This is a genomic window from Paenibacillus sediminis, assembly GCF_017873765.1.
GTDB lineage: Bacteria > Bacillota > Bacilli > Paenibacillales > Paenibacillaceae > Paenibacillus_AG > Paenibacillus_AG sediminis.
The window spans coordinates 747,616-761,734 of record NZ_JAGGKP010000001.1 but is presented as its reverse complement, the minus strand read 5'-3'; the positions used below and the strand labels follow the sequence as shown (position 1 = coordinate 761,734).

Annotated in this window: 14 protein-coding genes; 6 read left to right on the top strand and 8 right to left on the bottom strand. The window is 42.9% G+C overall.

The window, feature by feature from the left end; genetic code table 11:
- Nucleotides 1-7: 7 nt before the first annotated feature.
- From J2Z20_RS03685 to ytxJ, 4 genes are all read left to right on the top strand, one after another.
- Entirely contained in the window at nucleotides 8-577 is a 570-nt protein-coding gene (locus tag J2Z20_RS03685) for a beta-class carbonic anhydrase (protein WP_209845496.1), read from the top strand.
- A 149-nt stretch (nucleotides 578-726) separates the two neighbouring features.
- Nucleotides 727-1,161 (top strand): hypothetical protein, encoded by a 435-nt coding sequence (locus J2Z20_RS03680; RefSeq protein WP_209845494.1) that lies wholly within the window; start codon nucleotides 727-729, stop codon nucleotides 1,159-1,161.
- Between the two features lie 2 nt (nucleotides 1,162-1,163).
- On the top strand, nucleotides 1,164-1,442 hold the full coding sequence (locus J2Z20_RS03675) for a YxcD family protein (protein ID WP_209845492.1): 279 nt from the start codon (nucleotides 1,164-1,166) through the stop codon (nucleotides 1,440-1,442).
- A gap of 52 nt (nucleotides 1,443-1,494) precedes the next feature.
- Complete coding sequence (gene ytxJ, locus J2Z20_RS03670) at nucleotides 1,495-1,836, top strand: bacillithiol system redox-active protein YtxJ (RefSeq protein WP_209845490.1); 342 nt, start codon at nucleotides 1,495-1,497, stop codon at nucleotides 1,834-1,836.
- Between the two features lie 43 nt (nucleotides 1,837-1,879).
- Here ytxJ and J2Z20_RS03665 read toward each other — a convergent pair whose 3' ends face one another.
- The 3 genes from J2Z20_RS03665 to hpaB all read right to left on the bottom strand — a co-directional run bounded on the left by J2Z20_RS03665 (nucleotide 1,880) and on the right by hpaB (nucleotide 5,206).
- Nucleotides 1,880-2,569 carry a DNA alkylation repair protein gene (locus J2Z20_RS03665; protein WP_209845488.1) on the bottom strand — a complete coding sequence of 230 codons (690 nt, stop codon included), beginning with the start codon at nucleotides 2,567-2,569 and terminating at the stop codon, nucleotides 1,880-1,882.
- A gap of 35 nt (nucleotides 2,570-2,604) precedes the next feature.
- Nucleotides 2,605-3,576, bottom strand: coding sequence for an NAD(P)H-dependent flavin oxidoreductase (locus J2Z20_RS03660; protein ID WP_209845485.1), 972 nt, complete (start codon nucleotides 3,574-3,576; stop codon nucleotides 2,605-2,607).
- A gap of 178 nt (nucleotides 3,577-3,754) precedes the next feature.
- A complete protein-coding gene (gene hpaB, locus J2Z20_RS03655; RefSeq protein ID WP_209845483.1) occupies nucleotides 3,755-5,206 on the bottom strand; it encodes a 4-hydroxyphenylacetate 3-monooxygenase, oxygenase component in 1,452 nt (483 codons plus the stop codon).
- Between the two features lie 153 nt (nucleotides 5,207-5,359).
- Here hpaB and J2Z20_RS03650 point away from each other — a divergent pair, with 153 nt between their 5' ends.
- The gene (locus J2Z20_RS03650) at nucleotides 5,360-6,223 is read left to right on the top strand and encodes a class I SAM-dependent methyltransferase (RefSeq protein ID WP_209845481.1); all 864 of its coding nucleotides are present in this window, start codon (nucleotides 5,360-5,362) and stop codon (nucleotides 6,221-6,223) included.
- 3 nt (nucleotides 6,224-6,226) lie between these two features.
- A complete protein-coding gene (locus J2Z20_RS03645; protein ID WP_245251849.1) occupies nucleotides 6,227-6,943 on the top strand; it encodes an RluA family pseudouridine synthase in 717 nt (238 codons plus the stop codon).
- Between the two features lie 61 nt (nucleotides 6,944-7,004).
- Here the strand turns inward: J2Z20_RS03645 and J2Z20_RS03640 are convergent, their stop codons facing one another.
- The 5 genes from J2Z20_RS03640 to parE all read right to left on the bottom strand — a co-directional run bounded on the left by J2Z20_RS03640 (nucleotide 7,005) and on the right by parE (nucleotide 14,081).
- Nucleotides 7,005-8,519 carry a DHA2 family efflux MFS transporter permease subunit gene (locus J2Z20_RS03640; RefSeq protein WP_209845477.1) on the bottom strand — a complete coding sequence of 505 codons (1,515 nt, stop codon included), beginning with the start codon at nucleotides 8,517-8,519 and terminating at the stop codon, nucleotides 7,005-7,007.
- Nucleotides 8,516-8,968: a MarR family winged helix-turn-helix transcriptional regulator gene (locus J2Z20_RS03635; RefSeq protein WP_209845475.1), complete on the bottom strand. Its 453-nt coding sequence runs from the start codon at nucleotides 8,966-8,968 to the stop codon at nucleotides 8,516-8,518. The genes J2Z20_RS03640 and J2Z20_RS03635 overlap by 4 nt, the downstream gene beginning before the upstream one ends.
- 104 nt (nucleotides 8,969-9,072) lie before the next feature.
- Nucleotides 9,073-9,477 carry a MarR family winged helix-turn-helix transcriptional regulator gene (locus J2Z20_RS03630; RefSeq protein ID WP_209845473.1) on the bottom strand — a complete coding sequence of 135 codons (405 nt, stop codon included), beginning with the start codon at nucleotides 9,475-9,477 and terminating at the stop codon, nucleotides 9,073-9,075.
- Between the two features lie 174 nt (nucleotides 9,478-9,651).
- Nucleotides 9,652-12,087: a DNA gyrase subunit A gene (gene gyrA / locus J2Z20_RS03625; protein ID WP_209845471.1), complete on the bottom strand. Its 2,436-nt coding sequence runs from the start codon at nucleotides 12,085-12,087 to the stop codon at nucleotides 9,652-9,654.
- Nucleotides 12,088-12,098: 11 nt separating this feature from the next.
- Nucleotides 12,099-14,081 (bottom strand): DNA topoisomerase IV subunit B, encoded by a 1,983-nt coding sequence (gene parE / locus J2Z20_RS03620; RefSeq protein ID WP_209845469.1) that lies wholly within the window; start codon nucleotides 14,079-14,081, stop codon nucleotides 12,099-12,101.
- Nucleotides 14,082-14,119 lie beyond the last annotated feature (38 nt).

Sequence of the window (14,119 nt, the reverse complement as noted above, 5' to 3'; positions counted from 1 at the left end):
AAAACTAATGAACCTTATTAATGAAATTTTGGAGCATAATGAGAAATTCGTTGCTAATAAAGAATATGAAGCGTATATATCAGGAAAATTTCCAGAGAAAAGACTTGTAATTGTAACTTGTATGGACACTAGACTCGTCGAGCTGCTTCCTAAAGCAATGAATTTGCGAAATGGCGATGTAAAAATTATTAAAGTGGCAGGCGCCATTATCTCTCACCCATTCGGCAGCGTAATGAGAAGTATACTCGTTGGGCTGTACGAATTAAATGCGGATGAAGTCATCGTTATCGGGCATCATGAATGCGGTATGGCAGCCCTTGACTCTTCGCACATGATTCAAGAGATGAGAAATCGGGGCATATCAGATGAAGTTCTAGAAACATTAGAGCATTCCGGTATTCGTCTGAACAATTGGCTGCGCGGAGTTGAAAACGTATATGATGGTGTTAAACATAGCGTAGATATTATAAACAACCATCCTCTGCTTCCATCAGGTGTTCCAGTGCATGGCATGATGATCCATCCAACAACTGGCGAGCTTGAACTGGTCATTGATGGATATAACAAAGCGAAATAACGAATTTGATTCATATATGATTTACGCAGATGCCAACCATCTGCGTTTTTTTATTTTTCGATTACTTAATGAAACCGAATTTCGAATAGAGCGTATTACAATTCTATAGACACCAATACACTACATTTTACAGGAGGTTTCATTGTTACATGCGTAAATTAATGTTGATTTTTATGGCGTTTACGTTGTTCTTCGCCATGACCGTTCCAGGAACGGTAGATGCCAAACGTGGTAGCGGGGGTTATAAATCGGGAACGAAGTCCTTTACTTCCACCCCTAAGAAAGCAACAGACAGTCATGTGCAAAAGTCAGACAGTACGACTTCAACGAATAAAACTACGGGAGCAGGGACGACTACTAGTCGTGGATTTTTTAGCGGCGGCAGCTTTATGAAGGGCTTAATGATTGGCGGAATCGCAGGTCTTCTCTTTGGTGGTTTATTCTCCAATCTCGGCTTCATGGGCGACATCCTCGGACTGTTTATTAATATGATAGCGATATATGTCCTCTTTATCGTCATCCGCGCCGTATTTAGAGCTTACAAAAATCGCCATAAACCGGCAGATTCATATAGAAGGTATTAATTATGATTTTAAGTATGGACGAAATTGTTAACGCGATTTGTCTTCACATGGCAGAGCGCAAAGATGTTCAGCCGACGGACGTCTTGGTAGAACTAAGCTGGGATGAAGACACAGGATATACTGCTGAAGTAACGATCAATGGACGCAGTCAGTATCTGATTGAAGCCAATATGATCGAAGCGATTATGCGATATTTATATACTGAATATGGGATTCGTGCTTACCGTGAACAGGTGACTCTTGACCTAGATGAGGAAATTATAGCGATTGTCAATGTGTAACAGTTTATGTTACAATTGTCCAAGCTATTCATTGATGAAAGGAGTCATTTAGGTGGCACAATTTAAAGAAATTGAATCTTTGGAAGAATGGAACACTCTTCTAGAATCTTCTACTGAACAACCTGTCGTTGTTTTTAAACATAGTACGACATGTCCAGTGAGCGCAAATGCGTTCAAAGAGTTCCAAAACTATTTGCAAGGGAATGCTAACCCTGATGTGAATTATGTGCTTGTTAAAGTGATTGAATCCCGTCCGGTATCGAATCAAATTGCGGAAGACGTAGCTGTGAAGCACGAATCTCCACAAATCATCTTGATTAAGGACAAAGAAAAAGTGTGGAGCACTTCACACTGGGCAATCACTCAAGAACATATGACCGCTGTACTTAACTAATCAGCTTAAAGGGAAGACACGATGTCTTCCCTTTTTTTTCTGCTTATAACTTACCCTCTCGATAGAGAACCTTCAAAGCTTCTCGCTCACTTAACGAAGATAATTGATGTGTTTGAACAAAGTTCACCACGGCAGTCGGATCTGTTTTGGAATACTCCCGTAGCGCCCAACCAATTGCCTTCCGAATAAAAAATTGTGATGAATCCGCACAAGCTTCAATCACGCGATATAATACTTCGGTGTCCGTTTTGCTTTTATACTTCAGCTGAAATAATATGGCGCTTCTTTGCAGCCACATATTGTTCGATTGTATCCATTTATCTGTGTAAGACGGGATCATTTCTGGGTACTTTGAAAACAAATGACCGATTATATGAGGCGCAATGAAATCGACAGTATCCCACCACGATTTTGAAATGACTAACCGCTCAAGAAAAGTTATGTTTTCTTTTGTTAATTGTTTCTTCTTCTTCCCAAGCAGCTCAAGAGCAACATATTGATATTCTCGTTCAGGCAGCTCCCATAGTTTTGTGACGACATGAAGTAGCTGTTCCAGATCGGTTGGAATGCCGTGTTCCTTAATAAATTGTTTGGTTATTGCATTCAAGTCCGGCTTCCGTATGCCTAGAAATTCAAAATGATTTTTCATGTATGCCTTCATAGACTTCGCATTTTCTTGGTGCGCATGTGCCGATAGCAGCTTCGTTAGTTCGTCTACATAAAATTGCGTCATTATAAACTCCCTTATACTTTCTAGAAATCCTCTATTTACTTCCGCTTTAATGTCAATTTGGAGAGAGTATCCTCATACTCCTCCGTTAGTTCATGGACTAGCTCCCGAATCGTCTGCACTTGAGTAATTGCTCCTACGCCCTGCCCTGCTGACCAAATATCCTTCCATGCTTTCGAATTAGAACTATTCAGATGTGACAGATCAACCGTATCTTTCTTCTTCAGCGTATCTGGATCAAGCCCTGCCTTACGAATACTCGGAATGAGAAAATTGGCATTCACTCCGCTAAAAGCATCGGTATAGATCAAATCATCTAAAGTTGAATCGATAAGCATCTGCTGATATTCAGGACTGGCGGAGCTTTCACTTGTTGCAATAAACCGTGTACCCATATAAGCAAAATCTGCGCCTAATGCTTCCGCCGCTACTATATCTTGTCCACTCGATATGCTGCCAGCTAGTATCGTAATGCCGTCCCAAAATGATCTGACAGCGTCCATGAACGCCATCGGATGAATCGTCCCGCCATGACCTCCCGCACCATTGCAGACAAGAATAAGCCCGTCCACCCCTTTATCTGCGGCTCTGCGAGCATGATGAATGCTAATGACATCCGAGAAGACGAGTCCGCCATACTGATGCACGACATTCACTACTGGACTAGGGTCACCTAAAGAGGTAATGACAATCGGAGGTTGATATTTCTCTATTAATGCCAAATCTTCAGCGTATCGCTGATTCGTCCGATGCACGATTAAGTTAACAGCCCACGGAGCAATTTGTCCAGCCGGGTATGTCTCACGCGCTTCTGTAAGCTTGTTCGTAATCTCACTCATCCACGCATCCAAAATCTCGTTACTGCGCGCATTTAGCAGTGGAAATGAACCAATAATCCCCGCTTTACATGATTCAACGACCATTTGAGGATTAGATACAAGAAACATTGGAGCAACGATTACTGGAAGTGCTAATTGCTGACTAAGTTGTGATGTTAGACTTGTTGTCATTTTTGGATCATCCTCTCCAATTATAAATTATTAAAGCGTTTACAAGATACAATTGCTTCAAACACATCTATATGGTAATTTTAACCTTTTACAACTAAAATTCCAACACAAAAGAAGATGCAAACATCGCCTGAACTCATCGATCCTCACATCTTCTTTTATTCTTATAATGTTCATTTCATCCTTGTAGAAAATGCTTCACTTTTTGAATATATTTCTCTCTTCCCATATAGCCTTCATATAAACGGCTCGTTATAGATGACTTGTTCCCGAAGAAGAATCGTTCGTACAATGTCTCTCTTCCACCAAACGAACCGGCGCTAATCTCCCAAGCAAGGCGAAATAATTTTACTTTCTCCTTCGCATCTGATTGCATCCCTTTTAAATATTTGTTTAAATAAGGAGCAATATCTGACTCGAAATCTTTCTCCGACGGAATCATAACTAAGCTGCTTCCTCCAAGCAGTTGAATGATTTCAATGATACGTGGGTACAGCTCAGGATATAAGACATTAGCTGCAAGAATCGTATTTTTACTTGGGACCATGCTTCCAAATTTGTCTATCTTAGCGTTCATTTCCGCAGCAATGAGCATCGATTTAAGTGTCTCTAATCCGACGATAATCTCAGCTATTTTTTCCCGCACATGAGGATAATTGGACATGCCTGATGTCTCAACCATATACTCAATTGTTCCTAGCAGAAATTCAGTTTTGGCAATATTTTTGCACAGGAGCTGATGAGACACATGCGCATGAAACCCCGACTCTATCACAAATCGGTGTGCCAAATCCTCATGTCCATACAAAAATACTCTGTCCCACGGAACAAGCACTTGATCAAAGATGACGAGCGTATCCATTTCCTCATATTTCGAGCTAAGCGGGAAATCAAAAGCGGAATCTCCCTGCACTAAACTCTCCCTGCATATAAACTTCAGGCCCGGCAAATTATTAGGTACAGCAAACACGAAAGTATATGGACTATCCGTTTCGGGGAGCAGTGTTGAGACTGGCGGAAATACAAATATTTCCTCTGCCGTTACGCCTTGCGTTGCCATTAGAAATGCACCCGTCACTACGATTCCGTCTTTATTCTGGTCAACCACTTTGGCTGCTAAATTCTCCTCCACACCATCATTAATATTCACATAACGGCTTGCTTGCGGCTGAATAAATGCGTGTGAAAGCGTAATATCATGTTCCCGGCAGTATTCAAAATATTTTTTTAAATTGTCGCTATATTGAGGATCTAATTCTGATAATAAATCAGATGCAGAATAAAAAGCCATTATACTTGTATTCATATAATCGGGCGAGCGTCCAAGAAAACCATGATGGTAATCCGCCCATAATCTCATCATTTCTCTGCGCTTTGCTAAATCTTTTTTAGTTTTCGGTTGTAAAAAGGATAATCCCACCAGATCGCCTGTTGCCTCCGAAGTGAAAGTAAGTTTTTCTTGATAAGCTTTATCATTTTGCATGTCATAAAGAGATGCTTGAAAGGATACTAACCCACGAAAAGCTAGATGTTCTGTAATATTTCCTGTTACTGGCTCGCCTCGGAACCATACATTATGCTGCAGCCGGTCTAATCGTTCTCTATATTGTTCTCCCGTTTTAAAAGGCACTAGTTCTACCACCTTTCGCGTGTCATATTTACCATTACCATATTCATCCACTAATATAGCAGTGACATTTTTGTACTCTCGTTTATAGGTGGCATCAATCTGCCACAATGTTGTACAATAAAGTCTAAATGAACTTTTGAAGGATGGATCAACATGTATGTAGCAAGTGAATGGAAAGACTATGAAGTAATCGATACAGGCGGAGGAGAAAAGCTAGAGCGTTGGGGCGATATCGTCCTGCGTAGACCTGATCCGCAAATCATATGGCCTATTGCGAATGAGACAGCGATGTGGAGAGAAGTTCACGGACACTATCACCGCAGTTCCTCTGGAGGCGGTCAGTGGGAAATGAAGAAAACCATTCCTGAACGTTGGACCATTTCTTATGGTCCGCTAAAATTCCACATCAGACCAACGAATTTCAAACATACCGGACTGTTCCCTGAGCAAGCGGCGAACTGGAGCTGGATGATGGACAAGATTAAAAATGCGGGCAGACCGATCAGTGTCCTTAATCTATTCGCATATACAGGCGGAGCTACCGTTGCTGCTGCCTACGCTGGAGCTAGTGTCGTGCACGTAGATGCGGCGAAAGGTATGGTTCAGTGGGCTAAAGAAAATATTCAGCTGTCAGGGCTTAGCGATCGTCCTGTTCGTTTCATTACCGATGATGTATTTAAATTTGTACAGCGTGAACAACGCCGTGGCAATAAATATGACGCAATTATAATGGATCCACCTTCCTACGGACGCGGTCCGAAGGGCGAGACATGGAAGCTTGAGCAAAGCTTATATCCGTTCTTAGAGGAATGTACAACGATTCTAACGGATAATCCTCTTTTCATGCTTATTAACTCGTATACAACCGGTATTTCACCTACAGTTCTGAACAATATGCTGAACATGACGATGAAATCGAAATTTGGCGGTAAAATTACAGCCGGTGAAATTGGATTGCCCATTACGAAATCTGGACTCATTCTACCATGCGGAATTTTGGGCCGCTGGGAGGCGTAAATGATGTCAGATGGGAATACCCCGAACATAACAATACTTTATGAAGATAATCACCTGCTTGGTATTGTAAAGCCTGTAAATATCCCTACTCAGGAAGATGCTACCGGTGATCCGGATTTGCTTACATTGCTCAAACAGGATATTAAAGAACGATACAACAAGCCAGGAAATGTCTATGTTGGACTCGTGCATCGCTTAGATCGACCGGTTGGCGGAGCCATGATTTTTGCGAAAACATCTAAAGCGGCATCCAGGCTATCCGAGTCCGTCCGCACTAGACAATTTACGAAAAAATATTTGGCGGTTGTCCACGGACATCCGAAACAGCGTCAAGGCCGTCTAACACATACTTTACTTAAAGATGTGCGCACGAATACCGTCTCGGTTGTTCCAAAAGGTACTGACGGAGGCAAAGAAGCCATCCTCGATTATGAAGTCATTGGACACACCGACAAATTCAGTCTCGTTCAAATTGAGCTTCATACGGGACGTCCGCATCAAATTCGAGTACAAATGAAAGAAATCGGATGTCCACTGTACGGAGATCAAAAATATGGACCGCACCTGAATAAACCAGGTCAGCAAATTGCGCTCTGGTCAATCGTCGTCGGCTTCCCTCATCCGATTACAAAAGAAGAGGTTATTATCACATCACTTCCGCCGCGCCAATTTCCTTGGAACGAGTGGCCAGAACGAATTTATGAACAAATTAGAGCTTAAAATAGCAAAAGAGGTAAATCACATCTTCCCGTGATTTACCTCTTTTTATGTTAAATAATGATTAGCCTCTTGCTTGAGCTGTACTTTCTGTCGTTACGCCTGTTTCATTGGATATGGATTCATCGGCAGGTTTTCTCTTCTGAATAAAGAAGGAAAGCACGAGGGCTGCTGCAGTGATCCATGTCGCAACAACAAACGCGTAGTTGATCCCTGTAACCGTCGCTTCTTTCGTAATCTTCGCCATTTGAGCGAGATCCTTTGGATTAGCGCCTGTAGAAATAATCAATTCTTTGACACGATCTTTCGTATGATTTGTAAATATTGTGACTAACAGTGCCGTCCCCACTGCTCCAGCCATCATACGAAGCGTATTAGACATCGCTGTACCGTGAGAGTTTAGCCGTCTAGGCAGTTGATTCAGTCCAGCAGTTTGAATTGGCATCATGAGCATAGACATCCCAAAGGAACGAACCGTATAAACGATCAGCAGATGTGTATATGTAGAAGAAACCGTTAACCGGCTGAATTCCCACGTTGCCCCAACTGTTATCGCAAGCCCGACAACCGCTAGCCATCTAGCACCTATTTTGTCAAACAAGGTTCCTGTAATTGGAGACATAATCCCCATAACGATCGCACCTGGCATTAACAGCAGTCCAGATTCAAAGGGACTGAAACCTCTAATTTTTAGCAGGTATATGGGAAGTAAAATCATCCCTGCATACAAGGCCATTGTAATAATCATATTAACAGCTGTCGTCAAAGTGAACATATCATATTTAAAAATTCTGAATTCCAATATCGGGTGCTCTACCTTAAGCTCACGAATAATAAATAGAATGAGCGAAATGACTCCCGCAATTAAAGAAGCAATAACAATCCGATCGCTCCACCCCACATTCCCTGCATCACTAAATCCGTACAATAGTCCGCCGAATCCGATGGTGGATAGCAGGACACCTGTTTTATCGAGTGTAGGATTGCTGACTCTAGTTACATTTTTCAGGAACACAATACCCAAAATAATAGAAATAATCGCAATTGGCAAAATAATATAGAACAGAACGCGCCACGAATGATGTTCTATCACCCATCCAGACAGTGTCGGTCCGATGGCTGGTGCAAGAAGCATTGCGATCCCCATCGTTCCCATCGCTTGACCGCGTTTTTCAATTGGGAAGATGTTCAAGAACACCACCGTCATAAGCGGCATCAGAATCCCTGCGCCTGCTGCTTGAACTAAACGTCCTATTAATAGAAATGCAAAATTCGGTGACACGGCGCAGAGCAATGTACCGAGAGCGAACAAAATCATCGAAGTAATAAATAGCTGCCTTGTTGTGTACTTCTCTACCAAATACGCTGTAATTGGAATAAGCACGCCGTTCACAAGCAAAAATCCTGTTGTGAGCCATTGAACTGTATTCGCACTAATCGCTAAATCTTCCATAATCTTTGGAAGAGCAATATTCATTAAAGTTTGGTTCAAAATCGCGACAAAAGCTCCAATAAGCAACGCGGCTACGATTGGAGCTTTCTTAAATTGAACCGGTGACTGAGCATTTGAATTGTTCATTGTGGTTCTGTCTCTCTCCTCTGTGTTAACTTCTCTATCATTTTTTGGTGGATGGTTAAAAGCTGCTCGATGTCATCAGCTGGAAGCTCCAGCAATGGTGACAGACGCTTAAGTCCAATCGAATAGGTTAAATTTCTAAGCTCCACTCCCTTTTCTGTAAGATGCAAAGAAATAGACCGTCTGTCCTCCATACATCTCTCCCGAACGACAAGGCCTGCTTTAACAAGGCGATCTACAACTCCACTCGTTGTACTGTTGCCCATGTAGCTTAACTGTGCCAATTCAGACAACCCGATATTTGGGTTCTCACTAATAATTTTAAGCACAATAAATTGAATTGATGTCAATCCAACTTCATCTAAATCTTTCCGTCTGATTTGGTAAAACAATTGATGCAATTGACGGAAAGAATTGACGATTTTCTGGAGTTGATCTTGAGGGTCGTTCATCATGCCAACCTCTATTTCATTTAATCTCAAATATTTCGTACACGAAATATTATTTTTGACTGACCTCTATTAAATCAGGTATGAAAACAATTGTCAAATGTATATTAACTTGTTATTTTGCCAAGTAAATATATAAGCAACTGCTGGTTATGAGCTGAGATTCGGTTTAACGCTGCTGACATAAATTCATCTCGAATTTGAATTCCGCGAAGCGTTTCTTGTCTCCCTTTCTCAGATATGGACACCCACACAATTCGCCGGTCATTCATGTCCCGCTCCCTTGCTATGAGACCATTCTTCTCCATTCGATCTAACAGCATCGTTACTGCTGCAGGTGTTGTAGATAAAAAAGGAATGAAGTCAGATGGTTTCATTTTGTCATGATCTAACAAAACTTCTAGCACTGTTAATTGAGATTCAGTCAATGAGGGCGCAAGATTGTTATCCATATGCAATTTATAATCTCTAGTCAGTTTGGTCCATAGTTTAGCGAAATCTGAAGTTTGCAAGTCATCCCCTCCAAGGTTGCATCATATTGTACTTCCATATTTTATGCCATTAATCTTTAATGTTCGCTAAAAATAGGTAAAATCCTCCAAAATCTCATAAATACGCAAATAAAAAAAATCGGTTTCCTCGTCTCACCCTTCGAAACAAGAAAACCGATTTAAAATTACAATTTGTTATGGCTTAACAAAAACAGCGACTAACTCATCATTTTTATCTACAGGAACCACTTGTTTACCTGTTGATTTCCGATCTGAAATTGGAGCTTGCTCAGATGTGAAGGTGAACAATTCACCTTGTTTGTTCGCTGCCGTAAATGCAACTTCTTCCTTCGTATGGAATGCGCCAATGAGCCTACTGCCGTTCGGACGGACACGCTTCCCTTCCTTAAACTCAAACGTCAGCATGCCTTTTCCGCTTCTGCTTTGTGTAGGATAATCAAGAAGGAGCGACCGCTTTGCATAGCCCAAATCCGTGATTGTTAAAATTTCGCCTTCTTCATCTTCTACCCAAAGCGCGGACACCACTTCGTCATCATCTTTCAGCTGAATACCCCGTACACCGCCAGACACGCGTCCCATACTATTGACTTCCTGCTCTTTAAAGCGAATGGCCATGCCATACTTCGTCACCAGCATAATATCTTTACTGGAATTACTAACCTTTACCGTCAAGACTTCATCGTCTGCAGCTAACTTCATTGCAGCCACTGCACTGGAACGGTTCGTTTCATAGTCTTTGAGCTCCGTTCGTTTCACTTGTCCTCGCTTCGTTACGAAAACGAGTGATTGCCCGGCTTCATCAAAGTTCTTGACAGGTATGACACTAACAATCGTATCTTCTTTAGCCACCGGAATAACATTGACCAGCGCCGTTCCATTGTCTTTCCACTTGAATTCTGGTACTTGGTGAACAGGTAATAAGAAATACTGACCACGATTGGTGAAGATGAGCAGGTTATCTAGTGTATTCACTTCTAGAATAGAGCGAATATAGTCGCCTTCCTTCACACCTGAACCTTCTCTCTCACCGCCAGACCTTGTGAACGAGAGCATACTTGTGCGTTTGATATATCCTTCATTCGAAAGAGTTACCATCACATCTTCTGCGGTAACCATGACCTCGAGATTGACTTTGATCTCTTCCACCTTGCTTTGGATGGAGGAACGACGGTTGATCCCGTATTTTTCTTTGATTTCCGTCAACTCTTTACGAATTACACTGACTAACTTTTTATCGCTCTCCAATATGCCGCGCAGATTTGCAATTTTTTTCTGCACCTCGTCCAGTTCTTTCTCCAAAGATGTGATTTCGAGATTCGTTAACCGATAAAGCTGCAAAGTAAGAATGGAGTCCGCTTGGCGTTCCGTAAACCCGAACATCCATTGCAAATTGTTTTGCGCATCTTGACGATTCTTCGACGCTTTAATCGCTGCGATGACTTCATCCAAAATGTTAAGTGCTTTAACAAGTCCTTCGAGCACATGAGCGCGGTCCTCTGCCTTCTCCAAATCATACTGCGTACGGTGTGTAACGACCTCGCGCTGATGGGCAATATACGCTTCAAGGATTGGTTTCAGCCCTAGCTGCTGAGGCGCCTTATTGACAATGGCCACCATGTTGAAATTGTAAGCCACTTGCAGGTCAGTCTTTTTCAGCAAATATGCTAATATACCTTCGCTATCCGCATCCTTCTTCAGCTCAACGACAATACGAAGTCCATCTCGCCCGCTCTCATCCCGAACCTCTGCGATTCCTTCTACTTTTTTCTCTAATCGAATATTTTCCATCGCGGTTACTAAACGAGATTTGACAACTTGATAAGGAATCTCGGTAATGACGATTTGCTCTTTTCCGCCGCGAACGGACTCTATTTCAACTTTCGCGCGCAGGTAGATTCGCCCTTTGCCAGTCCGATAAGCTTCGCGAATCCCCTCTTCACCCATAATCAGTCCGCCAGTCGGGAAATCCGGACCTTTCACGAAGTACATTAGCTCGTCAAGCGTAATATCCGGCTTCTCCATGACCGCGATGGCGGCATCGATCACCTCACGTAAGTTGTGAGGCGGGATTTCAGTAGCAAAACCAGCAGAAATACCACTCGAACCATTTACGAGCAAATTGGGATACCTGGACGGAAGAACAACAGGTTCTTTCGTCGTATTATCGAAATTATCTTTGAACAGTACCGTCCGTTTCTCGATATCACGCAGCATTTCCATAGCAATCGGAGACAACCGCGCTTCGGTATAACGCATTGCCGCCGCAGGATCATCGTCTATCGATCCCCAGTTTCCGTGCCCGTCGATGAGTACATGACCCATTTTCCAAGGCTGTGCCATTCTTACCATGCCGTCATAAATAGAAGAATCACCGTGCGGGTGATAATTACCCATAACATCCCCAACCGTCTTCGCTGACTTACGGTATGGCTTGTCCGGCGTATTGCCTGAATCATACATTGCGTACAGAATACGCCGCTGAACAGGCTTTAATCCATCACGTACATCCGGAATGGCCCGATCTTGAATAATATATTTGGAATACCGACCAAATCGGTCACCGACGACCTCTTCGAGATAGGCCGGTAAAAAATTTTCCAATAAACTCATCCGCTCACCTTCTATTCCTCAAACTCTGTGAAATCGACATTTTCTACAATCCAGCGCTTACGAGGATCTACTTTATCACCCATGAGTGTAGTCACTCGGCGTTCGGCTTTCGCAGCATCTTCGATTTTAACTTGCAAGAGCGTACGACCCTCCGGATTCATCGTCGTTTCCCACAATTGTTCGGGATTCATTTCACCGAGTCCTTTGTAACGCTGAATTTCGTAACCTTTGCCAAATTCGTTTAAGTAGTTTTGCAGCTGCTCATCCGTCCAAGCATAACGTACTGTTTCAAGTTTCCCGGATTTCTGTGTAATTTTGTAGAGTGGAGGCTGAGCAATATACACTTTTCCTGCGTCAATTAGCTCTCTCATATAACGGTAAAAGAATGTAAGCAGCAACACTTGTATGTGCGCTCCGTCCGTGTCCGCATCCGTCATAATAATAATTTTGGCATAATTGCTGTCTTCCACAGCGAATTCTGTACCGACACCCGCTCCAATCGCGGATACGATCGCTCGGTATTCTTCATTTTTGAGGATATCAGCAAGCTTAGCTTTCTCCGGATTCATTGGCTTACCCTTTAGAGGCAAGATGGCTTGATACTTCGAATCTCGGCCCTGCTTGGCTGACCCGCCTGCAGAATCCCCTTCGACGATGAACAGTTCGTTCCGAGTATAATCCTTCGACTGGGCTGGAGTGAGCTTACCGCCAAGGTTCGAGCTTTCACTCCGCTTTTTGCCCGAGCGCATCTCATCACGCGCTTTACGAGCGGCCTCACGCGCTCTAGATGCCTGTATAGCCTTCTTAATCAGCATTTGCGCGATTTGCGGATTTTCCTCTAAAAATTGCTGCATATGATCCGATACAATCGCATCAACCGCACTTCGTGCAGAAGCACTGCCGAGTTGATCCTTCGTTTGACCGACGAATTCAACTTCAGACATTTTGACGCTGATGACTGCCATCATTCCTTCCCTGAGATCGTTACCTTCAAGATTTTTATCTTTTTCCTTCAAAAGGCCAGCTTTACGCGCATAATCGTTCATTACGCGAGTATAAGCCGTCTTAAAACCGGTTTCATGCGTACCGCCGCCTCTAGTCGGAATCGAGTTTACGAAGGAAGCGATAGTCTCTGTATAACCAGCGTTATACTGAAGTGCCACTTCTACTTCAATATCGTCTTTTTCCGCAACGAAATGTATAACGTCGTGAAGAACGTCTTTCTCTTCATTTAAGAATTGAACAAATTGACTCGCTCCGCCCTCATAGAAGAACTCATCCATGCGATCTGATCGTTCATCCTTCAGCACCACTTTGAGCCCTGAGTTCAGGAACGCAATTTCTTGCAGACGCTCAGCCAGCGTATCGTAGTTGAACGAAATCCCGCCTTTAAACACCCGAATATCCGGTTTAAAAGTAACTTTCGTTCCTGTACGATTCGTATTGCCTATGACCTCTAGATCCGTCACTGGCTCGCCCACATGCTCTATTCCTTGATCATCCACCCAATATTCAAAGCGCTGACGGTGTATTTTACCATCACGGTAAATTTCCACCTCCAGCCATTCAGACAATGCGTTTGTTACTGACGCACCAACACCATGCAAACCGCCGGACTTTTTATAGCCCGACCCGCCGAATTTACCTCCAGCATGCAAAATCGTAAATACGACTTGCGGCGTAGGGATTCCTGTTTTGTGCATTCCTGTCGGAATACCGCGTCCGTTATCATGAACTGTTATAGAACCATCTTTGTGTAAGGTAATATCGATTTTGGAGCAAAATTTTGCTAGATGCTCATCGACAGCATTGTCAACAATCTCCCATACCAGATGATGTAACCCCGATGAGCTTGTACTACCGATATACATACCTGGTCGTTTGCGAACCGCAACAAGCCCCTCGAGCACTTGAATGTCGTCAGCATCGTATCCCGAGCCATTATTTCCACCGTTCTGGGATCCATCTGCAAATAACTCGACCTGTTCGACCATTCATGCTCCCCCTTTAATTTCTAACGTTATGTAGAAAA